The sequence below is a fragment of the Pseudomonas sp. NFR09 genome, from assembly GCF_900111535.1.
GTDB lineage: Bacteria > Pseudomonadota > Gammaproteobacteria > Pseudomonadales > Pseudomonadaceae > Aquipseudomonas > Aquipseudomonas extremorientalis.
The window spans coordinates 583,579-606,750 of sequence record NZ_FOIH01000002.1 but is presented as its reverse complement, the minus strand read 5'-3'; the positions used below and the strand labels follow the sequence as shown (position 1 = coordinate 606,750).

Genomic DNA, 23,172 nt, shown 5'->3' with positions numbered 1-23,172 from the left:
GGGCTTGCCCCCGAAGAGGCCCGACCAGTCACTGCAAAACCCCTCCTTGATCAGCTACTCTGTCTGCCTGCCCGCGACGAGCCGCCCACAAGGAAGGCCCCATGTTCGACCACCACGCCACACTCAAACAGCATTTCAGTGCCCTGCGCACCCGCGCCGAATTCTTCTCGCTGCGCTACGTACGCGAATCCGGCCAATACCTGGCCGTACGCAAGAACGTCGCCGAACCGCCCCACCTGAGCCACGACGAGGGCGCCATGCTCACCGTGCGTCTCAACGGTGTGGAAGCCTACGCCGCGACCAACGACATTTCCCTCGCCGGCCTGCAAGCCGCCCTTGAGCGTGCCGAACAACAAGCCCGCCTGATCAGCCCCCACGCCTTGCTCGACCTGCGCGAGCAACACGTCTCCAGTGACGTCGCCGATTACCTGTCGCCCGAGCTTCAACAGCCCTTCCCGTCCCTGAGCGATTGCTACCAGTTGCTCGGCAGCGAATCGGCCTCCGTGCCCAAGGACGAGCGCCTGGTGAGCTGGGAAGTCAGCCTGGGCCTGACCCACGTCGAGCAGATCTACCTGAACAATGCCGGTGCCCAGTTGCGCCAGGCCCAGCGCTTTGTATTCCCCGGCGTCAACGTCACCGCCTACGACGGTGATGACAGCCAGACCCGCACCCTCGGCGGCAGCAACTTCGGCCAGCAAGGCGGGTTCGACGTGATCAGCCGCTTCGGCCTGGTCGGCGCCGCGCCGCGCATCGCCGATGAGGCCCTGCAACTGCTGGCCGCGCCGAACACGCCCAACGGTCCGCGTGACCTGCTGTTGATGCCCGACCAGATGATCCTGCAGATCCACGAATCCATCGGCCACCCCCTGGAACTGGACCGCATCCTCGGCGACGAGCGCAATTACGCCGGCACCAGCTTTGTGAAGGCCAGCGACTTCGGCCACCTGCAATACGGCTCCCCGCTGCTGAACGTGACCTTCGACCCGGACATTCCCGAACAACTGGCCAGCTACGGCCACGATGACGAAGGCACCAAAGCCAGCAAGCAATTCCTGATCCGTGAGGGGCTGCTGCTCAAGCCCCTCGGTGGAGCGCTGTCGCAATTCCGTGCAGGCATGCCAGGCGTGGCCAACAGCCGGGCCAGCAGTTGGAACCGCGCGCCCATCGATCGCATGGCCAACTTGAATATCGAAGCAGGCGACAAGAGCCTCGCGCAACTGATCGGCGGCATCGAAAACGGCATCCTGATGTCGACCAACCGCTCGTGGTCCATCGACGATGCGCGCAATAAATTCCAGTTCGGCTGCGAATGGGGCCAACTGATCGAAAATGGCGAGTTGAAAGGCGTGGTGAAAAACCCCAACTACCGGGCCATTTCCGCAAACTTCTGGCGCAATCTCAGCGCCGTCGGCGATGCCAGTACGTTCAAGGTGCTGGGTACACCGAACTGCGGCAAAGGCGAGCCCAACCAGGTGATTCGCGTCGGCCATGCGTCGCCGGCCTGCGTATTCAGTGATGTCGACGTATTTGGGGGAGATGCCTGATGAACAATTTCAAGGCACTGGTGGAGTGGCTCAAGCAGGCCATCACCGACAACGAACAATTCCACCTCGGCTATGCCGATGAAGCCTCCGAATTCGTACGCTTCAACCACGCCAAGGTGCGCCAGGCCGGCCAGGTGCAACAAGCCAGCCTCACCCTGAAACTGATCAACGATGGCCGCCATGCCGACCTGGGCATCACCTTGTCCGGCGAAGCGGGGCTGGACCGCCAACGCCTGGCCGACGGCCTGCAACAACTGCGCGACACCTTGCCGTTGCTACCCAAGGACCCGTACCTGCTGCTCAACCACAATGCCTGGCAAAGCAGCAACGAACAAACGCGACCGCTGCCGGACCTGGCCCGGGTGTTGGAAGACATCAGCCAGGCTGCTGAAGGTGTTGATCTGGTCGGTTTCTACGCTGCCGGCCCGATCAGCCGTGGCTTTGCCAGCTCGGACGGCGCGTTCGGCTGGCACCGCGCCAACAGCTTCAACTTCGACTTCAGCCTGTTCCACGCCAATGGTGAAGCGGTCAAGGCCAGCTATGCCGGGCACACCTGGAACAGCGCCGAGTTCGCCGCGCGCTTCCAGCAAGCCCGCGAGCAACTGGAATTCCTTGGCCGCCCGCTGCACAAGCTGGCACCCGGGCAGTACCGCGCCTACCTCGCCCCGGCGGCGCTGGAAGAGATCATCAGCCTCATCACCTGGGGTGGTTTTTCCGCCCAGGCCATTGCCAGCAAAGGCAGTTCGCTGCAAAAGCTGTATGCCGGTGAACAATCCCTGAGCCCGCTGGTGACCGTGGACGAACAGATCAGCGGCTCCCTGAGCCAGGCGTTTTCCACCGAAGGCTATCCGCGCAGTGACGTGACACTGATCAGCGCGGGCAAAGGCGAAGGCCAGTTGGTCAACTCGCGCAGCGCCGCCGAATACGGCCTGAGCACCAACGGCGCCAGCAGCGACGAATCCCCCAGCGCCTTGCAGATGGCCGCCGGCGGCCTGGCCCAGGCCGATATCCTCAAGCAATTGGGCACCGGGCTGTACATCAGCAACCTGTGGTATTTGAACTACTCGGACCTGCCGGCGGCGCGCCTGACCGGCATGACACGCTTCGCCACGTTCTGGGTGGAAGACGGCGAGATCAAGGCACCGGTCAGCACCATGCGCTTTGATGACAGCGTGTACAACCTGCTCGGCTCGCAGCTGGAAGCCCTGACCGCTGAGCGGGAATTGCTGCTCTCGGCCAGTACCTACAGCCAGCGCAACACCGCTTCCAACCTGTTGCCGGGAGCCCTGGTCAAACGCCTGACCCTCACCCTGTAAACCCCATCCTTCGTGGGCGCCGGCTTGCCGGCTCCTACAGGGGATTTACCTGCGCCGTAGCGAAGCTTCCCTTCTCCACACTTTGGCCATTCGGCCTGTTGTTCACCTCCAGATTCCTCGTTATAAGGGTTAGTGGCACCCCGCCACCCCACCCACGAGAGCATGGCCTTGCCCGGGAAGGGCAAGCTGGAGCGTTGACATGAACCATGGAAGTTTTGTCATAGAGAAGCTGTTCAAACACTACAACGTTCATGTTGAGCAGCTAGGAAACGATTCGGAAAAAAAGACCGTCCTGATGGTCAACGGCGCGCTGTCCACCACGCGTTCCTTCGCCCGCACCAGCAAATGCCTGGCCGGGCATTTCAATGTGCTGCTGTTCGACCTGCCGTTCTCCGGCTATTCCAGGGAACACAACGCCGAACTGGACCTGGTCACCAAGGACGACGAGGTGCAGATGCTGCGCGCCCTGGTCGAGCGCTTCCAGGTCAACCACCTGGTGTCGGCCTCCTGGGGCGGCATCTCGACGTTGCTGACCCTGGCCCATAACCCGCCGTCCATCGAAAGCTCGGTGGTGATGGCCCTGGCGCCCAGCCTCAACCAGGCCATGCTCGATTATGTGGAGCGCGTGCGCGTGCTGATCGAGGCCGATGACAAGTCCGCGGTCGGCCACTTGCTCAACGTGACCGTGGGCAAGTACCTGTCGCCCCGCCTCAAGCGCAACAACCACCGGCACTTGTCGAGCATGGCCACCACCGAATACCGCCAGGCGCGTTTTCACATCCATCAGGTATTGGCCTTGGGCGACGGCAACTACCTGCCGACACTCAAGCAGATTGAAACACCGGTGCACTTCCTCAACGGCGCGCTCGACGAATACACCCCCGCCGCCGAAGCGCAATTGTTCAAGCAGTACGTAGGACGCAGCAGCTTCGCCGTGGCCGAACACACTGGCCACTTGCTCGACCTCGAATCCAACGAAGCCGCCGCAGCGGTACACCGTGAACTGCTGGATTTCCTGGTGGGAAAAAGCACCCCGGTTGGCGCATAATCGCCAACACATAGCCAGCTAACAAAAAGGTTCTCTATGCCCAATCGCGTCCCGCTCGATGCCAAGACCGCCCGCTGGCTCCCCTGGGTGGTCGCGATTGCCTTCTTCATGCAGTCGCTGGACGGGACGATCCTCAACACGGCGTTGCCGGCCATGGCCCGGGACCTCGCTGAAAACCCGCTGCGCATGCAAGGGGTGGTGATCGCCTACATGCTCACCGTTGCCTTGCTGATCCCGGCTTCGGGCTGGATCGCCGACCGCTTCGGCACCAAGAAAATCTTCTTTGGCGCGATCATGCTGTTCAGCATCGGTTCGCTGCTGTGCGCCTTGTCCAGCAGCCTGACCATGCTGGTGGGCGCCCGGGTGATCCAGGGCCTGGGCGGCGCGCTGATGTTGCCGGTCGGCCGCTTGGTGGTGCTGCGTGCTTACCCCCGCTCCGAACTGGTGCGCATCATGGGCTTCATTACCATTCCCGGCCTGCTCGGCCCGCTACTCGGCCCGACCATGGGTGGCTGGATGGTGCAATACCTGACCTGGCACTGGATCTTCCTGATCAACCTGCCGGTGGGTATGGTCGGCTGTTACGCCGTGTGGAAACTCATCCCCGATCTGCGCGGCAGCGAACGTACGCGCTTTGATGGCGTCGGGTTTCTCTTGTTTGGCGCGGCAATGGTGTTGATCACCATCGCCATGGAAGGCTTGGGCGAACTGCACCTGCCGCACCTGCGGGTGATGTTGCTGCTGTTCGGCGGGCTGGCGTGCCTGGCGGCGTATTGGCTGCGCGCCGGGCATATCGACAACCCACTGTTTTCGCCGGTGCTGTTCAAGACTCGCACCTTTGCTATCGGCATCCTCGGCAACCTGTTTGCGCGGCTGGGCAGCGGTGCGTTGCCGTTTCTGGTGCCGTTGCTGTTGCAGGTCGCGCTGGGTTACTCACCGTCCGAAGCCGGTATGAGCATGCTGCCCCTGGCGGCGGCGGCGATGTTTGCCAAGTCCATCGCCCGCACCCTGATCGAACGCCTCGGCTACCGCATCGTGCTCACCGGCAACACGCTGGCGCTGGGCATCATGCTGGCGAGCATGGGCCTGGTCAGCGAGCACACGCCCTACCCGCTGCTGTTGTGCATGCTGGCGTTACTCGGGGCGATCAATTCCCTGCAATTTACCGCGATGAACACCGTCACCCTGATCGACCTCGACGACGCCCAGGCCAGCAGCGGCAACAGTTTGCTGTCAGTGGTGGCGCAGTTGTCCCTCAGCCTCGGCGTGGCCTGCGCGGGTGCGCTGCTCGGCGGGTTCACCGCCGAAACCGGTAATGATGGGGTGGAAAGCGTACTCGGCGCGTTCCAACTGACCTTTCTGACAGTGGGCATCATGGCGATGCTGGCGGCGGCGATCTTCCTGCAGTTGTCGCCAACCGATGGCAAACGAGTAGTCAGCCGCGAGCACGACATCGAGCATTAACAGGCTTCTCGTCTAGAACTTGCAGGGAAATTCCCACGGGACTGGTACACTGCGCGACATTTTGTTTTGCAGAGCCAGTCCCGTGACTACCATCGCCACCGCTTTTAATACTTTGCCCCTGTCCGCCGCCATGCTGGCTAACCTCGACTCGCTGGGTTATGTCGAGATGACGCAGATCCAGGCGCAAAGCTTGCCGGTGATCCTCAAGGGGCTGGACCTGATTGCCCAGGCCAAGACCGGCAGCGGCAAGACCGCCGCCTTCGGCATCGGCCTGTTGAACCCGATCAACCCGCGCTACTTCGGCTGCCAGGCCCTGGTCATGTGCCCGACCCGTGAGCTGGCCGACCAGGTCGCCAAGGAAATCCGCCGCCTGGCCCGTGCCGAAGACAACATCAAGGTGCTGACCCTGTGCGGCGGCGTGTCCCTCGGCCCGCAGATCGCTTCCCTGGAGCACGGCGCCCACGTCATCGTCGGCACACCGGGCCGCATCCAGCAGCACTTGCGCAAGGGTTCGCTGGTGCTGGACGGCCTCAACACGCTGATCCTCGATGAAGCCGACCGCATGCTCGACATGGGCTTCTACGACGCCATCGAAGACATCATCAGCAAGACCCCGCCGCGCCGCCAGACCCTGCTGTTCTCCGCCACCTACCCGGTGAGCATCAAGCAGCTGGCCTCAAAGTTCATGCGCGCGCCGCAGCAAGTCAAAGCCGAAGCGTTCCACTCCGATGACCAGATCGAGCAGCGTTTCTACGAGATCTCACCGGAAGAACGCATGGACGCCGTGACCAAGGTGCTGGCGCATTTCCGCCCTGCCTCCTGCGTGGCCTTCTGCTTCACCAAGCAGCAAGTACAGGAAACCGTGGATCACCTGACCTCCAAGGGCATTTCCGCCGTTGGCCTGCATGGCGACCTGGAACAGCGCGACCGCGACCAGGTGCTGGCGATGTTCGCCAACCGCAGCACCTCGGTGCTGGTTGCCACTGACGTTGCAGCCCGTGGCCTGGACATCGACTCGCTGGACATGGTGATCAACGTCGAACTGGCCCGCGATTCGGAAATCCACATCCACCGCGTCGGCCGTACCGGTCGCGCCGGTGAGACCGGCATCGCCATCAGCCTGGTCGCTCCGTCCGAAGCGCACCGCGCCCAGGCCATCGAGCAGTTGCAGAAATCGCCACTGAACTGGGACCAACTGGACAACCTCAAGCCGCAAAGCGGTGGTCCGTTGCTGCCGCAGATGAGCACCTTGTGCATCGCTGCAGGCCGTAAAGACAAGGTTCGTCCAGGCGACATCCTCGGCGCGTTGACCGGTGAAGCTGGCATCCCGGGTGCCCAGGTCGGCAAGATCGCGATCTTTGACTTCCAGGCCTTCGTGGCCGTGGAACGCGGGATCGCCAAGCAGGCCTTGCAGCGCTTGAATGACGGCAAGATCAAAGGCCGTTCGTTGCGCGTGCGCATCCTGTAACGGGCTCTCCGCTTCAATGGAGATCCAATGTGGGAGGGGGCTTGCCCCCGATAGCAATCTATCAGTTACCGATGCACTGGCTGACACACTGCTATCGGGGGCAAGCCCCCTCCCACATTTGACTGTATTCCAAATCAGAACTTGTATGAGGACACCGTTTTGCGCTCGACCGAAGTTGTGATCATTGGCGCCGGCGCCGCAGGCTTGATGTGCGCGCTGACCGCCGCCGGGCGTGGGCGCAAGGTGATGTTGGTCGACCATGCGAACAAGGCCGGCAAGAAGATCCTGATGTCCGGTGGTGGCCGCTGCAACTTCACCAACCTGTACACCGAGCCGGCCAACTTCCTGTCGCACAACGAACACTTCTGCAAGTCCGCCCTGGCCCGCTACACCCAGTGGGACTTCATCGGGCTGGTGGCCAAGCACGGCGTGCCGTACCACGAGAAAAAACTCGGCCAGTTGTTCTGCGATAACAAATCCAGCGACATCCTCGGCATGCTGCTCGATGAGTGCATCCAGGTCGGCGTGAGCCTGCACCTGGACACGTCGGTCCAGGAGATTGCCAAGCTGGACAGCGGCTATCAGTTGCAGACCACCTTGGGCGAGTTGCGCTGTGAATCCCTGGTGATCGCCACCGGCGGCCTGTCGATCCCGACCCTGGGCGCGACCGGTTTTGGTTACCAGGTGGCCAGACAGTTCGGCCACGAACTGCTGCCGACCCGCGCCGGGCTGGTGCCGTTCACCATCACCGACCAGCTCAAGGATTTGTGTGGCGAGTTGTCGGGGACGTCGGTGGATTGCCTGGTCAGCTGCAACGGCCAGAGCTTTCGCGAGAACATCCTGTTTACCCACCGTGGCCTCAGCGGGCCGGCGATTCTGCAGATTTCTTCTTACTGGGAATCCGGCGACACGGTTGAAATCAACCTGCTGCCCGACCACGACGCTCACACCTGGCTGCAACAGCAACAAGTCGAGCGCCCCAACAGCGAGTTGAAAACCCTGCTGGGCGAGATCTTCACCAAGAAGATGGCCAACCTGTTGGCCGAGACATGGTTCGTGTCCAAGCCGATGAAGCAATACACCCATGCCGAAATTGCCGACATCGCGCAAAAACTCGGCAACTGGCAATTGGTGCCGGCGGGCACCGAGGGTTATCGCACGGCGGAAGTCACATTGGGTGGCGTGGACACACGGGAAGTGTCGTCCAAGACCATGGAATCGCTGAAAAGCCCCGGCCTGTACTTTATCGGTGAAGTGCTGGATGTGACCGGTCACCTGGGCGGCTTCAACTTCCAGTGGGCCTGGGCTTCGGGTTACGCGGCGGCGCAGTACGCCTGAAGAGTGTAATCGGTCAAATGTGGGAGGGGGCTTGCCCCCGATGGCAGTGTGTCAATCAGTACGACTGTGACTGATCTACCGCTATCGGGGGCAAGCCCCCTCCCACATGGAATAAATTTTGCTGTTGGATGTGATCGCCACGCTTGCCGTGGCGTCCTTGATAGCTCAATTTAGCGGCATCGTCCCGGAAGACTCCAGACTTCATGTCATCGACCTCGTTCAAGCAGTCCCTGCGGCGCCTGTGGGCACTGGATAAATTCAGCTACAGCATTCGGGTATTCATTGCCCTCACCGGCAGCATGGCGCTGTGCTGGTATCAGGATGAAATGGCACTGCTGATCCCGTTGTTCCTGGGGATCATCGCCAGCGCCCTGGCCGAGACCGATGACAGTTGGCAGGGCCGCCTCAACGCCCTGGCGGTGACGCTGGTGTGTTTCAGCATCGCCGCGCTGTCGGTAGAGTTGCTGTTCCCTTATCCCTTGATCTTCGCGGTCTCACTGGCCCTGGCCACCTTCTGCCTGACCATGCTCGGCGCCTTGGGCGAGCGCTATGGGGCGATTGCTTCGGCAACGTTGATTCTTTCGGTATACACCATGATCGGCGTGGACCAACGCGGCGGCGCCGTCAGCGATTTCTGGCATGAGCCGCTGCTGTTGGTGGCCGGTGCAGCCTGGTATGGCGCGCTGTCGGTGCTGTGGCAGGCGCTGTTTTCCAACCAGCCGGTGCAACAGAGCCTGGCGCGGTTGTTCCGTGAGCTTGGACGGTACCTCAAGCTCAAGTCATCGTTGTTCGAGCCAATCCGCCAGTTGGACGTGGAAGCGCGGCGCCTGGAACTGGCCCAGCAGAACGGTCGCGTGGTGGCGGCGCTGAATGCGGCGAAGGAAATCATCCTGCATCGCGTGGGCAATGGTCGACCCGGTTCGAAAGTCAGCCGTTACCTGAAGCTGTACTTCCTGGCCCAGGACATCCACGAACGCGCCAGTTCGTCGCACTACCCGTACAACGCCCTGGCCGAGGCCTTCTTCCACAGCGACGTACTCTTCCGTTGCCAGCGCCTGCTGCGCCAGCAGGGCAAGGCCTGCCAGACCCTGGCCGAATCGATCCAGATGCGCCAACCGTTCATCTATGACGACAGCTTCGCCGAAGCCCTGGGCGACCTCAACGCGTCCCTGGAGCACCTGCGCATCCAGAGCAACCCAGCCTGGCGCGGCCTGCTGCGTTCGTTGCGCGCCCTGGCGGCCAACCTGTCGACCCTGGACCGCCTGCTCGGCGACGCCAGCAACCCCGACAGCCTGGCGGACGCCACCGACAGCAACCTGCTCGACCGCGCCCCGCGCAACCTCAAGGAAATGTGGACGCGCCTGCGCACGCAGATGACGCCGACGTCACTGCTGTTCCGCCACGCGTTGCGCCTGTCCCTGGCGCTGACCGTCGGCTACGGCATGCTGCATGCGATCCACGCGTCCCAGGGCTACTGGATCATCCTCACCACGCTGTTTGTGTGCCAGCCGAACTATGGCGCCACGCGGCGCAAGCTCGGCCAGCGGATCATCGGCACGGCCATCGGCCTGACCGTGGCCTGGGCACTGTTCGACTTGTTCCCGAGCCCCCTGGTGCAATCGATGTTCGCCATTGCTGCCGGCCTGGTGTTCTTTATCAACCGCACCACCCGCTACACCCTGGCCACCGCCGCCATCACCTTGATGGTGTTGTTCTGCTTCAACCAGGTCGGCGATGGCTACGGACTATTCCTGCCACGCCTGTTCGATACCTTGCTCGGCAGCCTGATCGCCGGCCTCGCGGTGTTCCTGTTCCTGCCGGACTGGCAAGGTCGCCGCTTGAACAAAGTGCTGGCCAATACCCTGACCTGCAACAGCATCTACCTGCGCCAGATCATGCAGCAGTACGCCGCCGGCAAGAGCGACGACCTGGCCTACCGCCTGGCCCGACGCAACGCGCACAACGCCGATGCGGCGCTGTCCACCACCCTGGCGAACATGCTGATGGAACCGGGGCACTTCCGTAAGGAAGCGGACGTGGGTTTTCGGTTCCTGGTGTTGTCGCACACTTTGCTCAGTTATTTGTCAGGGCTGGGCGCGCACCGTGAAACCCAATTGCCGGCCGAGGTGCGTGAGCATCTGATCGATGGCGCCGGCCAGACCCTGGCGGCGAGCATCGATGAGATCGCCACGGGGTTGGCCAACAAGCAGCCGATCGCGATCCAGAGCGATGCCGAAGAAGCGCTGGCGGCGGACCTGGAGCAGATGCCGGATGAGATCGATGAAGGGCAGCGGTTGGTGCAGACGCAGTTGGCGTTGATTTGCCGGCAACTGGGGCCGTTGCGCACCTTGGCGGCGCATTTGATCAAGGACACCAGCGCGGCCTGACCTGTGGCGAGCGGGCTTGCCACAAGAGGCGCCCGCTACATACCGTGCTGCTTCATCAACCGCTCATAGCTACCGTCAGCCTTCATCTTGGCAATCTCCCGATCAAAACCGGCCACGATCTGCTCATGCTCCGGGTTCTTCAGGCTGACCAGGATATGCAGGCTGTTTTCGCTCAGCGGCTGGGGCAAAAACTCCACCGCATTGCGCACCCGCGCCGACTCGCGCGACAGGTAATAGCGCGCCACATACTCATCCTCCAGCGTCAGCCGCACCCGCTGCGCCGCGAGCATGCGCACGGCCATGGCGAAGTTGTGCACCGGGACTTTCTGCAACTGCGCATCCCCATCGAACGCCGCCGAATAGGCATAGCCACGCACCACGGCGATGGGATAGTCGTGCAATTGCGCAAGGTTCTGGAATTCGATGGGATCGTCGCGGCGCTTGATAAAGCGCACACGGTTGAGCAGGTATTCACCTGAGAACTGGCCCAGTTTCGTACGGGCATCGTCGTACCAGGCGTTGATCAGCACGTCATAACGGCCGTCCCCAACCCCCATCAGCGCACGGGCCCAGGGCACTTGCTCGAAGTCACTGGCATAACCCGCACGGGCAAGGGCGGTACTGACGATATCGGTGGCCAGCCCGCCGTTGATCAAGGTGGAATCGGTAAAAGGCGGCCAGGCATCTGCCACCAGACGCAGACGCTGCGCGAATGCCGGCTGGGCCAGCAGCAACACTCCAATCAAAGCAACGGCACGAGAGAATCGCGGCATGCTCAAAGTCCTTGGCAGGCAGGCGGTGGCCTTGGCTCAGGCGCGGCCCGAGGTTCTAACAGTAGCTCAGATTACACAAAGAAACCGGCGCCGAACGCACTCAATGATGGCAAATTGATTTCACTCACAAAAATAGTTGATTTAGACAGCGTTGCCCGCTGCGCTTACTATCCGCAACAGACATTGATAAGAGAACTGGCCATGACCGTTGAATGGGTGTGCAAACACCACGATGACCTGGGCAAGGAGCAGCTTTACGCGATCCTGCGCTTGCGCAACGAGGTGTTTGTTGTCGAGCAGAAATGTGTGTACCAGGATCTCGATGGGCAGGATTTATCGGGCGACACCCACCACCTGATGGCGTGGCAGGACGACCAACTGGTGGCGTACCTGCGCCTGCTGGACCCGGAATCCCAGGGCGGCGACGTGGTGATCGGCCGCGTGATCGTAGCGCCGGTGGCGCGCGGCACCGGGCTGGGCCATCGGATGATGGAAGAGGCGCTCAAGCAGATTGCCGATACCTGGCCCGAGACACCGATATTCCTGTCAGCCCAGGCGCATTTGCAGGGGTACTACGGGCGGTATGGTTTTGTCGTGGCAGGTGAGGAGTACCTTGAGGATGATATTCCACACATCGGCATGCGAAAGGACTAGGGATAACCCAGCACCTGCTTGATCTGGCCGAGGTTCGCCTCGATCCAGCGCCGATCAATCGCGCCCCAGCTGCGAATCCGATAGTGCCCGGCATGGTTGCGGGCACCGTCTTCCTGCTCGAACTCACACACAATGTCCAGGTCGGCCAACGCCGCAATAGTGTCCTGCGCCGTACGCCGGGGCATGCCGGTGGCGTCGGTCAGGGCCGGGACGCTGCTGGCCTGGCCGCTGTCGATCAGGTAGGCCACGTACAGGCGGCGGTAGAAGCTGCTCTTGGTCTTGCTCACATCCATGGTCGGTTGCCTTGTGCGGTCAGGGTTTGCCCAGCAGGTCGCGGTACGTGAGGTACACCCGCAGGTCGAATTCCACCTGATGGTAGCCCGGCATCATGTACTCGCAGAGTTTATAGAACGCCTTGTTGTGGTCCGACTCCTTGAAGTGTGCCAGTTCGTGCACCACGATCATGCGCAGGAACTGCGGCGCGGCCTCCTTGAACAGCGCAGCAATGCGGATCTCTTTCTTCGATTTCAGATTGCCGCCCTGTACCCGCGAGATGGTGGTGTGCAGGCCTAGGGCGCGATGAGTCAGGTCCAGGCGATTATCGAACAGCACCTTGTCGATGGCCGGCGCATTGCGCAGATGTTCCTGCTTCAAGGCCAGGGCGTAGGCGTACAGGGCCTTGTCGCTCTGCACCGCGTGGCGTTCGGGGTAACGTTGCTCCAGGTAGGCACCCAACTGGTCCTCGGCGATCAGTTGGCGCACTTGTTCCTGAAGGGCGGCGGGATAGGCCTGGAGGTATTTCAGCGCGGTCATGGGGTCTGCAACAGATTCGGATAGGCGCCAGTGTAACGAATTCAGCGCAGGCGAGCGTGGCACCAGTGTGCCACTTCCTCAGCCACCAACGGCTGCGCCGCCATCGGCCCCTGAATGAAAGGGCAGCCATTGGCCTTCAGCCATTGGGCCTGCTCCTGGGTTTCCACCCCCTCAGCCACCACCACTACATCAAAATGCCCGCACAGCTCGATAATGCTGCGCGCCATCACCTCATCCCGCGCTGAGCCTGGCAGGCGAGCGACCAATTGCGGGTCGAGCTTGAGGGTGTCGAAGGCCAGGTCGCGCAGATGCGCCAGGGAACAGTTGCCCAGGCCAAAGTCATCCAGGGCGGTGCGCACGCCGATCTGGCGCAGCAACTTGAGCTGCTTGATCGACTCTTCAAGGTTGCTCATCAGGCAGTCTTCACTGATTTCCACTTCCAGTTGCCGCCCCTGCAGCCCATGTCGCTCAAGCACCTGCTGCAGTTGGCTCGCCAGGTTGGGCATGTTGAACTGACTGCTGCTCAGGCTCACGCTCAACACCAATTCATCATCCAAGCCGGCGTGCCAGGCCTGGAGCTGGCCGCCGACCTGCTGGTAAATCCAGGTGCTGAGTTGGCTGATCAGCCGGGCTTCTTCCAGCAACGGCAAAAACAGACCGGGCGGCACATCACCGACACTGGGGTGCTGCCAGCGCAGTAGCGCTTCCACGCCGCGCACACGTCCGTCCGCCAACGCCACCTGGGGCTGGTACACCAGGGTGAACTCCTTGTTTTGAATCGCCGTGCGCACGCCGTCTTCCAGCATCAGGCGCGAACGGGCGCGGCCGTTCATTTCCTGGTCGTAATAGCGATATTGCTGACGACCTGCGCGCTTGGCTTCGTACATGGCGATGTCCGCCGCGCGCAACAGGCCGTTAACGTCCGAACCGCAATCCGGGAACGTGGCGATACCGATACTGACACCGAGCATCACATCCAAACCGTCAACCTGCTGGCAGATAGACACCCGTTCGATCAGTTTTTCCGCAATCTTCGCCGCCTGCTCGGGGAACTCCAGTTCCAGCAGCGCGGTGAACTCATCGCCGCCCATGCGCCCGAGAATGTCGTAGGAACGCAGGCAACCCTGCAACTGCTCCGACACCCAGCGCAGCACCCGGTCGCCGGCGTCATGGCCGAGAGAATCATTGACCCGCTTGAAGCCATCAAGGTCCAGGTACAGCAGCACCAGAGACTGCTCGTTGCGCTCGCTGCGCAGCAAAATGTTCTCGGCCGCCTGGTAAAACCCGCGCCGGTTCAACAGCCCGGTCAGCGGGTCGGTGACTGCCTGGAACTCCAATTGTTGATGCAGGTGACGCACTTCGGACATGTCCAGCACGGTCACCACCATGGCCTTCTGTTCAGCCGGCAGCGGCGCACACGACAACGCCACCGGCACCTGCTGGCCGCGGCTGGTACGCAGGATCGCATCGTGCAAGCGCCAGGTCTGGCCCTGGCGGTAAGCGAGGTACATCTCGAACCCCAGCCAGGCCGGCACATGGGGTTTTTGCAGGAAGCTCAGGAAACTCTCGCCTCGCAACTCGGCCATGGTAGCGTTCAGCAGTCGCGAAATGGCCGGGTTGGCATACTCGATCACACTGCCCTCGCCCACCACCAGAATGCCTTCGGCGGCGTTGTCCAACACCGAGGCATTGAACGCCCGTGCGGACTCCAGCTCATGAGTCAGACGCTGCAAGGCCCGGCGATTGCGCTGATGCTCCAGCAACGCCTGGACCTTGGGTTTGAGGATATGCGGGTCGAACGGTTTGAACAGGTAATCGATGGCGCCACTGGCATAGCCTTCAAGTACTGCGGCGGGCGACTGGGCATTGGCGGTGAGGAAAATGATCGGGGTCATGCGCGTGCGCTGGCTGCCACGCATCAGGCGCGCCACCTCGAAGCCGTCCATGCCGGGCATCTTCACATCCAGCAGCACCAGGTCGACTTCGTGCTTGAGCAACTTCTCGAGGGCTTCCACACCGGACGCAGCGGTCACCACATGCCAGTCTTCACGCTGTAACAGCGCTCGCATGCTGAGCAGGTTCTCTGGGTAGTCATCGACCACGAGAAGAACCGAATGACCATCGCCGTGGTGTGGAGCGCATTCCATGCTACGTCTCTTCCTTAGGACTACTCCGGTCATTTCTGACAGAAAACCCGGACAAACACTGAGGCCTCACTCTAGCCCCGGTTCAGAAAAAGCAGAAGTAACCTCAGTGCCATCATTGCGCCAAAGTTCAGGAAGCCGACTAACGGTCAATCGCTACAAGCCACGAACCACGGGAAACATGGCTTTTTGGCATTCCTTTGGCGCCAATAAGTTGCCAGCAATGATTTAACAAGACGGTTAACACCACCTATAAAGAACCTGTCTGGCCCAAGGGCCATAGCCTACACCCCTCTGTAAAAAGGCCTACGCCATGATCGACCTATCTACCTGGAACCTCAGCATCCCTGTCGGCTCTCCACCCGCGACCATCGAAACCCCCAGATTGATGAGCGGCTTCAACGACCAATATTTCCAGGCCGAAGGCAGCAACGTCCAATTCTGGACCCCGGTCACCGGCACTCGTACCGAAAACGCCATTTACCCGCGCAGTGAATTGCGCGAGACCTACGCCGATGGCCGCCTGCGCAACTGGACCTATCCGGATGCGGACAACTTCCTGCGTGCCACTCTGGCCGTCAATCAAGTGCCGTCCTCCGGCAAAATCGTGATCGGGCAGATTCACGCCTATGACAGCCAGAAACCACTGATCAAGCTGGAGTATCAATTCAAGGAGAAGACCCAGACAGGCAACATCGTCGCCAAGGTGCGCATGCGCCCGGATGAAGATGAAGGCCGGGTGATCACCGTGGCATCTAATGTGCCGCTGGAAAAAACCTTCACCTATGTGATCAACCTCAACAAGGCTGGACTGCTCAGTGTGTATGCGGCGGACGGCGAGTGGAACGAACGCATCGGCGCGGCGTGGGGCGCCAAGCCGTTGTATTTCAAGGCGGGAGCGTATGTGCAGGACAACAGTGGCGACAGCAAGGAAGGGGCGCGGGTGACGTTTGCCAAGTTGGATATTGATCACGAGTAAGATTATTTCAATCATCCCCCGCTACGGCGGGGGAATGATTACTTGGATATAACGAACTTCGACGATCGTCTTACCCCTATAGCAAAACAGCATAAAAAAATAGTATCTCTTGCAGTGCGCACCCTAGCGCACATCTCATAAAATCATGTGCGTCCGACTCATGTACCCATTCAGGAGTTAAACACATGCCAACGATAGCCACCATTAACCAACCTGCCGTCTCGGGGTTTGGCGCCGGGTCGCAACCAAAAATATACAATTCCACCCCACCTGGTTCTTTTGCGACGCCGCCCCAAAACATGCCAGTTGTCACCAGGCCCTTCAGGTATCTCGTCTTGTCGCACTTTTTGAGCAACAACACCAGGATAGGCGATGTGCTGACTTATTACTGCTACCCTGTGCCGTCCGCAGGTCTTCCTACGATGTTTCTGGAACAAATAACTCTTACTGCCGCGCTGCTACAAATTTACATCAACAATAAACGCGAACATTTTGAGAAGGAAATACCCTGCTACCTTCCAAACCCAGGAGTCTATGATGTTTACTGGGAGCTTGAAAATGCATCTCAAACATATACGGAGATCGGACAGAACCTGAGATTTACAGTTGTATAACTAGAGTAATTACTAAGATGGCTTATCCATTACCTGAAAAACTATTGCGTTACTCACGATGAAAAACTGTTCACTGTCCTTAGAAAAATACTTCACGCCTATAAGAAACCCGCATTTCTGCGGGTTTTTTTGGCGCTATTGGCTTAGTTCACCTTAGCGTTCAACTCACCTTTCAAATACCGCTGATACATCGCTTCCAACGAGATCGGCTTGATCTTCGAAGCATTGCCGGCAGTACCGAAGGCCTCGTAGCGAGCGATACATACATCACGCATCGCGGTCACGGTCGCACCGAAGAACTTACGTGGGTCGAACTCGCTCGGGTTGGTAGCCATCAGGCGACGCATCGCACCGGTGGACGCCAGACGCAGGTCGGTATCGATGTTGACCTTGCGCACGCCGTACTTGATGCCTTCGACGATTTCTTCAACCGGCACGCCGTAGGTTTCTTTGATGTCACCGCCGTACTGGTTGATGATCGCCAGCCACTCTTGCGGCACCGAGGAAGAACCGTGCATCACCAGGTGGGTGTTGGGGATGCGCTTGTGGATTTCCTTGATGCGGTCGATGGCCAGCACGTCGCCAGTAGGTGGCTTGGTGAACTTGTAGGCGCCGTGGCTGGTGCCGATGGCGATGGCCAGGGCGTCGACTTGGGTCTTTTTCACGAAGTCGGCGGCTTCTTCCGGATCGGTCAGCATTTGGCTGTGATCCAGCACGCCTTCGGCACCGATGCCGTCTTCTTCGCCGGCCATGCCGGTTTCCAGGGAACCCAGGCAGCCCAGTTCGCCTTCAACAGACACGCCGCAGGCGTGGGCCATGGCTACGGTTTGCTGGGTGACGCGCACGTTGTATTCGTAGTCGGTCGGGGTCTTGCCATCTTCGCCGAGGGAGCCGTCCATCATCACCGAGCTGAAGCCCAGTTGGATGGAGCGCTGGCACACGTCAGGGCTGGTACCGTGGTCCTGGTGCATGCACACCGGGATATGCGGGAATTCTTCGATTGCGGCGAGGATCAGGTGACGCAGGAACGGCGCGCCGGCGTATTTGCGGGCTCCGGCCGAAGCCTGGACGATCACGGGGGAGTCGGTCTTGTCAGCGGCTTCCATGATGGCGCGCATCTGCTCAAGGTTGTTGACGTTAAAGGCTGGGACGCCGTAGCCGAACTCGGCTGCGTGGTCCAGCATTTGACGCATGCTGATAAGTGCCATTGTGTTGTCTCTCCCGGTCGAGGGTCGTTAATCGTGCAAGCCTGCCGTAGCGGCGGCTGCTATTCAAGTTATTGCAGGTCAGGGTTTGCATGCCTGACTTGCTGAATCGTTATTGCTGACTCAGAACCCAATTTGGAACCGAATCTAATGTGGGAGGGGGCTTGCCCCCGATCGCGGTGGATCAGTCAAATGACTCATCACTGACAGACTGCTATCGGGGGCAAGCCCCCTCCCACATTTGGACCTCATTTGTCTTGAGATCGTGGTCTTACTGCGCTTTGCAGCCGCGCCCAATCAAATCATCGGTGGCAACCCAGTAAACCAGGCCTTCCTCACCTTTTGTGTGAAACGCCAATTGGTCGTTGGCATACAGTACGCCCGAGGCGGCAACGTCCTGTTTGAGGCGGTAGACCTGGTCGGAACCGCCGAGGCGTACATCCACCTCGGATTTAGCCGGGTTGGCAAAGCGCCAGTTGACCTCGGCCTTGCTGTCGCAGGTCCAGGTGGTCCACTTGTCGGCCGTTTCGGCCTTGCCGTTGAACATGTTCATGCTGCTGCAGCCGGCCAACAAGGCCAGGGCTGCCAGGGCGAAAACGCCTTTCATTGCCAATCCTCACAGGGCGACCATGGCCGCCGCTGCTGTCGGTTAGTTGATCAGACCCGTCAAGGGCAACCCTGTTCCTGACCGTTGGGCGCGGAGTCGTATTTCTCCAGCCGTTCGTTGCCGATGCGCTTGTTGATCACCGGCATGGTTTCGGCTTGCCAGTCAGCCTGGTAGCAGCTCTTTTTCTGCCCGGAGGCAGGTTCATCTGCCGCAGACTTCGCGTTCGGCGTGCTGCCGCAGCCGGCCAACAGGCCCGCTGCGATCACCAATGCCAACGATTTGATCATGGGAATACTCCTTTTCCGGATCACGAGCCTCAGCCTTTGGCTCGGGTTTCCAGCACTTCAACGGCCGGCAGTACCTTGCCCTCGACGAATTCGAGGAACGCACCGCCACCGGTAGAAATGTAGGAGATCTGCTCAGCAACGCCATATTTATCGATCGCCGCCAACGTGTCGCCGCCACCAGCGATGGAGAAGGCCGAGCTTTCGGCAATGGCGTTGGCCAGCACTTTGGTGCCGTTGCCGAACTGGTCGAATTCAAACACACCGACCGGGCCGTTCCACAGGATGGTCTGCGAAGCTTTCAGCAATTGAGCGAAGTTGGCCGCTGTTTGCGGGCCGATATCCAGGATCATGTCGTCGGCGGCCACGTCAGCGATCAGCTTGACGGTGGCTTCGGCGCTTTCGGCGAATTCCTTGGCCACTACCACGTCCACCGGCAGCGGTACGCTGACTTTGGCGGCGATGGCACGGGCCGTGTCGAGCAGGTCTGGCTCGTAGAGGGACTTGCCTACCGGGTGACCGGCGGCCGCCAGGAAGGTGTTGGCAATGCCGCCGCCGACGATCAGCTGGTTGCAGATCTGGCTCAGGCTGTTGAGCACGTCCAGCTTGGTCGACACCTTGGAACCAGCGACGATGGCCGCCATAGGTTGGGCCGGCGCGCCCAGGGCCTTGCCCAGTGCGTCCAGTTCAGCGGCCAACAGTGGGCCAGCCGCAGCGACCTTGGCGTATTTGGCTACGCCGTGGGTGGAACCTTCGGCGCGGTGGGCGGTGCCGAAGGCGTCCATCACGAACACGTCGCACAGTGCCGCATATTGCTGGGCCAGTTCATCACTGTTCTTTTTCTCGCCCTTGTTGAAGCGCACGTTTTCGAACATCACGATGTCGCCGGCCTTCACGTCCACACCACCCAGGTAGTCAGCCACCAGTGGCACGTCGCGGCCCAGGGCTTTGCTCAGGTAGTCGGCCACAGGCTTGAGGCTGTTTTCGGCGGAGAACTCACCTTCGGTCGGGCGACCCAGGTGGGAGCAGACCATCACGGCCGCGCCTTTTTCCAGGGCCAGCTTGATGGTCGGCAGCGAAGCCAGGATTCGCGCATCGCTGGTGACTACACCGTCCTTGACTGGGACGTTGAGGTCTTCGCGGATCAGTACGCGCTTACCTTGCAGATCGAGGTCGGTCATCTTCAACACGGTCATGGGTCGCAGTTCCTGAATTACTGTTGATGAGGTTGTTTAGAGGCGATGTGCAGATAATGTTCCGCAACATCCAGCATTCGGTTGGCAAACCCCCATTCGTTGTCGAACCAGGCCAGGATGTTCACCAGCCTCGGGCCGGAAACGCGGGTCTGGCTGGCATCGACAATCGCCGAATGCGGGTCATGGTTGAAATCACAGCTGGCGTGGGGCAACTCGGTGTAGGCCAGCAAGCCTTTGAGCGGGCCGCTGGTGGCGGCATCGCGCAGGATCCGGTTGACCTCCGTCGCGTCAGTATCGCTGACGGTCTGCATGGTGATGTCCAGGCAGGACACGTTCACCGTCGGCACCCGTACGGCTTTGGCCTGGATTCGCCCGGCAAGTTCCGGCAGCAGTCGCTCGATACCCCGGGCCAGGCCGGTAGACACCGGAATCACAGACTGAAACGCAGAGCGCGTACGGCGTAGGTCCTCGTGGTGATAGGCGTCGATTACCGGCTGATCGTTCATCGCCGAGTGAATCGTGGTGATCGACACATAGTCCAGGCCGATCGCCTGATCCAGCAAGCGCAACAGCGGCACGCTGCAGTTGGTGGTACAGGAGGCGTTGGACACCAGCCGCTCATCGCCGGTCAGGCAATCCTGGTTGATGCCGTAGACGATGGTAGCGTCGACATCTGCCTCGCTGGCCATCGGCTGGGAAAACAGCACACGCGGCGCGCCGGCGTCGAGGAAACGCTGACCATCGGCACGGGTGTGGTAGACACCGGAACATTCCAGCACCAGGTCGACGCCCAGTGCTTTCCAGTCGATGGCTTCGGGGGTGGCACTGCGCAAGACCTGCACGCAAGTGCCATTAATATGCAGACAATCGCCCTCGACCCGCACTTCGCCGGGGAAGCGGCCGTGGGTGGAGTCAAAGCGTGTCAGGTATTCGATGCTGGCCATGTCAGCCAGGTCGTTGATTGCAACAATTTCAAACCCGGCCGTCGTCCCTCGCTCGAACAGAGCACGCAAGACGCAACGACCAATGCGGCCGTAGCCGTTGAGTGCAACTTTGTAGGGACGCGGTTGAGGCATGGGGTTCTCGATCAAGGTGAGTTCGGTGTTGAAAGCACCATCGCTATCGCGGGCAAGCCCGCTCCCACATTAGACCGCGATCCAAATGTAGGAGCGGGCTTGCCCGCGATGGCGCCAGTACAGACAACGCAGACTGACTTAGTCTTCCAGCAGCTCTTCAGCCTGGCCCAGGATGTTTTCCAGGGTGAAGCCGAACTCTTCGAACAACGCTGGCGCCGGCGCCGACTCACCGTAGGTGGTCATGCCGATCACGCGGCCTTCCAGGCCCACGTACTTGTACCAGTAGTCGGCGTGAGCCGCTTCGATGGCGATACGCGCGCTGACCTGCAACGGCAATACCGACTGCTTGTAGCCGGTGTCCTGGGCTTCGAACACGCTGGTGCACGGCATGGATACCACACGCACATTGCGGCCTTGGGCAGTCAGCTTGTCGTAAGCCTGGACGGTCAGGCCCACTTCGGAACCGGTGGAGATCAGGATCAACTCCGGCTCGCCGATGCAGCTCTTGAGCACGTAGCCGCCACGGCTGATGTCGGCGATCTGCGCGTCGGTACGCACCTGGTGCTGCAAGTTCTGACGCGAGAAGATCAGCGCCGATGGGCCGTCCTTGCGCTCGATGGCGTGCTTCCAGGCCACGGCGGATTCCACCGCGTCGGCTGGGCGCCAGCAATCCAGGTTCGGCGTGGTACGCAGGCTGGTCAGTTGCTCGACCGGCTGGTGCGTCGGGCCGTCTTCGCCCAGGCCGATGGAGTCATGGGTGTACACGTGGATCACGCGTTTCTTCATCAGCGCAGCCATGCGTACGGCGTTGCGGGCGTATTCCATGAACATCAGGAAGGTCGCGCCGTAAGGCACCAGGCCGCCGTGCAGGGACACGCCGTTCATGATGGCGCTCATGCCGAACTCACGCACGCCGTAGTACATGTAGTTGCCGCTGGCGTCTTCCGCCGAGACACCTTTGCAGCCTTTCCACAGGGTCAGGTTGGAACCGGCCAGGTCAGCCGAACCGCCGAGGATCTCTGGCAGCAACGGACCGAAGGCGTTCAGGGTGTTCTGGCTGGCTTTGCGGCTGGCGATGGTCTCGCCCTTGGCCGCGACTTCGGCGATGTAGGCCGAGGCTTTTTCCGAGAAGTCGGCAGGCAGGTCGCCGGCCAGGCGGCGCACCAGTTCGTTGGCCAGCTCAGGGAATTCGGCGGAGTAGGCCGCGAAGCGCTGGTCCCACTCGGCTTCGGTGGCCAGGCCTTTTTCCTTGGCGCTCCACTCAGCGTAGATGTCAGCCGGGATTTCGAACGGGCCGTGGTTCCACTTCAGGGCCTCACGGGTCAGGGCGATTTCCGCGTCACCCAGTGGGGCGCCGTGGCAGTCTTCTTTACCCTGCTTGTTCGGCGAACCGAAGCCAATGGTGGTCTTGCAGCAGATCAGGGTCGGCTGCGCGCTCTTGCGGGCGGTATCGATGGCGGTCTTGATCTCTTCCGGATCGTGACCGTCGACATTGCGGATCACCTGCCAGTTATAGGCTTCGAAACGCTTCGGGGTGTCGTCGGTGAACCAGCCTTCGACTTCGCCGTCGATGGAGATGCCGTTGTCGTCGTAGAAGGCAATCAACTTGCCCAGGCCCAGGGTGCCGGCCAGGGACGCGACTTCATGGGAAATGCCTTCCATCATGCAGCCATCACCCAGGAATACGTAGGTGTGGTGGTCGACGATGTCGTGGCCAGGGCGGTTGAACTGCGCGCCCAGGACTTTTTCAGCCAGCGCGAAGCCTACGGCGTTGGCCAGGCCTTGGCCCAGGGGACCGGTGGTGGTCTCGACGCCTGGGGTGTAGCCGAATTCCGGGTGGCCCGGGGTGCGACTGTGCAGCTGGCGGAAGCTCTTGAGGTCGTCGATGGTGACGTCGTAGCCGGTCAGGTGCAGCAGCGAGTAGATCAGCATCGAGCCATGGCCGTTGGACAGCACGAAGCGGTCACGGTCGGCGAACGACGGGTTGCTCGGGTTGTGTTTCAGGTAGTCACGCCAAAGTACTTCGGCGATATCCGCCATGCCCATCGGGGCACCGGGATGGCCGCTGTTGGCTTTTTGCACGGCATCCATGCTGAGGGCACGAATGGCGTTGGCACGCTCACGACGGCTGGGCATCGCTGATCTCCTGAGGTTTGAATATAAAAGAAACGGAAAAAAGGACCGGCATTTTCCCTCAGCCACCGCCTGCGGGCAATGACAGATAGTCACTTGAGGAGGTTTTTCCTGTGCTTTGGGCGTCAA

20 protein-coding genes are annotated in these 23,172 nt (G+C 60.8%); 10 read left to right on the top strand and 10 right to left on the bottom strand.

Going from position 1 to position 23,172, the window contains the following annotated elements:
* Positions 1-101: 101 nt before the first annotated feature.
* The 7 genes from BMX59_RS06785 to yccS all read left to right on the top strand — a co-directional run bounded on the left by BMX59_RS06785 (position 102) and on the right by yccS (position 10,565).
* Positions 102-1,544: a TldD/PmbA family protein gene (locus tag BMX59_RS06785; RefSeq protein ID WP_093120726.1), complete on the top strand. Its 1,443-nt coding sequence runs from the start codon at positions 102-104 to the stop codon at positions 1,542-1,544.
* A complete protein-coding gene (locus BMX59_RS06780) occupies positions 1,544-2,860 on the top strand; it encodes a TldD/PmbA family protein (protein ID WP_093120724.1) in 1,317 nt (438 codons plus the stop codon). Before BMX59_RS06785 ends, BMX59_RS06780 begins: the two co-directional genes overlap by 1 nt.
* A gap of 199 nt (positions 2,861-3,059) precedes the next feature.
* The gene (locus tag BMX59_RS06775; RefSeq protein ID WP_093120721.1) at positions 3,060-3,908 is read left to right on the top strand and encodes an alpha/beta fold hydrolase; all 849 of its coding nucleotides are present in this window, start codon (positions 3,060-3,062) and stop codon (positions 3,906-3,908) included.
* Positions 3,909-3,944: 36 nt separating this feature from the next.
* Positions 3,945-5,372, top strand: a complete 1,428-nt coding sequence (mdtD, locus tag BMX59_RS06770) for a multidrug transporter subunit MdtD (protein WP_093120719.1) — start codon at positions 3,945-3,947, stop codon at positions 5,370-5,372.
* A gap of 130 nt (positions 5,373-5,502) precedes the next feature.
* Entirely contained in the window at positions 5,503-6,840 is a 1,338-nt protein-coding gene (gene dbpA, locus BMX59_RS06765; RefSeq protein WP_231501119.1) for an ATP-dependent RNA helicase DbpA, read from the top strand.
* A 159-nt stretch (positions 6,841-6,999) separates the two neighbouring features.
* A complete protein-coding gene (locus BMX59_RS06760) occupies positions 7,000-8,178 on the top strand; it encodes a BaiN/RdsA family NAD(P)/FAD-dependent oxidoreductase (RefSeq protein WP_092242106.1) in 1,179 nt (392 codons plus the stop codon).
* A 203-nt stretch (positions 8,179-8,381) separates the two neighbouring features.
* Positions 8,382-10,565, top strand: coding sequence for a YccS family putative transporter (gene yccS / locus BMX59_RS06755; protein ID WP_093120715.1), 2,184 nt, complete (start codon positions 8,382-8,384; stop codon positions 10,563-10,565).
* Between the two features lie 35 nt (positions 10,566-10,600).
* Here the strand turns inward: yccS and BMX59_RS06750 are convergent, their stop codons facing one another.
* Complete coding sequence (locus tag BMX59_RS06750) at positions 10,601-11,338, bottom strand: substrate-binding periplasmic protein (protein ID WP_071490320.1); 738 nt, start codon at positions 11,336-11,338, stop codon at positions 10,601-10,603.
* A gap of 201 nt (positions 11,339-11,539) precedes the next feature.
* On the opposite strand from BMX59_RS06750, the gene BMX59_RS06745 reads away from it, so the two are divergent.
* Entirely contained in the window at positions 11,540-11,992 is a 453-nt protein-coding gene (locus BMX59_RS06745; RefSeq protein WP_093120712.1) for a GNAT family N-acetyltransferase, read from the top strand.
* On the opposite strand, the gene BMX59_RS06740 is transcribed toward BMX59_RS06745, so the two are convergent.
* Genes BMX59_RS06740 through BMX59_RS06730 form a run of 3 tightly spaced genes read right to left on the bottom strand, consistent with a single transcriptional unit; the run spans position 11,989 to position 14,952 of the window.
* On the bottom strand, positions 11,989-12,285 hold the full coding sequence (locus BMX59_RS06740; RefSeq protein ID WP_033898013.1) for a winged helix-turn-helix domain-containing protein: 297 nt from the start codon (positions 12,283-12,285) through the stop codon (positions 11,989-11,991). The genes BMX59_RS06745 and BMX59_RS06740 overlap by 4 nt on opposite strands.
* Positions 12,286-12,304: 19 nt before the next feature.
* Entirely contained in the window at positions 12,305-12,805 is a 501-nt protein-coding gene (locus BMX59_RS06735) for a M48 metallopeptidase family protein (RefSeq protein WP_093120709.1), read from the bottom strand.
* 41 nt (positions 12,806-12,846) lie between these two features.
* Positions 12,847-14,952, bottom strand: a complete 2,106-nt coding sequence (locus tag BMX59_RS06730; protein ID WP_092242103.1) for a putative bifunctional diguanylate cyclase/phosphodiesterase — start codon at positions 14,950-14,952, stop codon at positions 12,847-12,849.
* 310 nt (positions 14,953-15,262) lie between these two features.
* Between BMX59_RS06730 and BMX59_RS06725 the strand changes: the two genes are divergently transcribed.
* Entirely contained in the window at positions 15,263-15,928 is a 666-nt protein-coding gene (locus tag BMX59_RS06725; RefSeq protein WP_071490323.1) for a polysaccharide lyase family 7 protein, read from the top strand.
* A gap of 185 nt (positions 15,929-16,113) precedes the next feature.
* On the top strand, positions 16,114-16,542 hold the full coding sequence (locus tag BMX59_RS06720) for a hypothetical protein (RefSeq protein ID WP_093120705.1): 429 nt from the start codon (positions 16,114-16,116) through the stop codon (positions 16,540-16,542).
* Positions 16,543-16,685: 143 nt separating this feature from the next.
* Here BMX59_RS06720 and fba read toward each other — a convergent pair whose 3' ends face one another.
* The 6 genes from fba to tkt form a co-directional block, all read right to left on the bottom strand.
* Complete coding sequence (gene fba, locus BMX59_RS06715) at positions 16,686-17,750, bottom strand: class II fructose-bisphosphate aldolase (RefSeq protein WP_003177554.1); 1,065 nt, start codon at positions 17,748-17,750, stop codon at positions 16,686-16,688.
* Between the two features lie 268 nt (positions 17,751-18,018).
* Complete coding sequence (locus BMX59_RS06710) at positions 18,019-18,354, bottom strand: MliC family protein (protein ID WP_071490324.1); 336 nt, start codon at positions 18,352-18,354, stop codon at positions 18,019-18,021.
* A gap of 59 nt (positions 18,355-18,413) precedes the next feature.
* Complete coding sequence (locus BMX59_RS06705; protein WP_092242101.1) at positions 18,414-18,641, bottom strand: hypothetical protein; 228 nt, start codon at positions 18,639-18,641, stop codon at positions 18,414-18,416.
* Between the two features lie 29 nt (positions 18,642-18,670).
* Positions 18,671-19,834 carry a phosphoglycerate kinase gene (locus tag BMX59_RS06700; RefSeq protein WP_093120701.1) on the bottom strand — a complete coding sequence of 388 codons (1,164 nt, stop codon included), beginning with the start codon at positions 19,832-19,834 and terminating at the stop codon, positions 18,671-18,673.
* A gap of 17 nt (positions 19,835-19,851) precedes the next feature.
* Positions 19,852-20,910 (bottom strand): erythrose-4-phosphate dehydrogenase, encoded by a 1,059-nt coding sequence (gene epd / locus BMX59_RS06695; protein WP_071490327.1) that lies wholly within the window; start codon positions 20,908-20,910, stop codon positions 19,852-19,854.
* A gap of 138 nt (positions 20,911-21,048) precedes the next feature.
* Positions 21,049-23,046: a transketolase gene (gene tkt / locus BMX59_RS06690; protein ID WP_093120698.1), complete on the bottom strand. Its 1,998-nt coding sequence runs from the start codon at positions 23,044-23,046 to the stop codon at positions 21,049-21,051.
* Between the last annotated feature and the right edge of the window lie 126 nt (positions 23,047-23,172).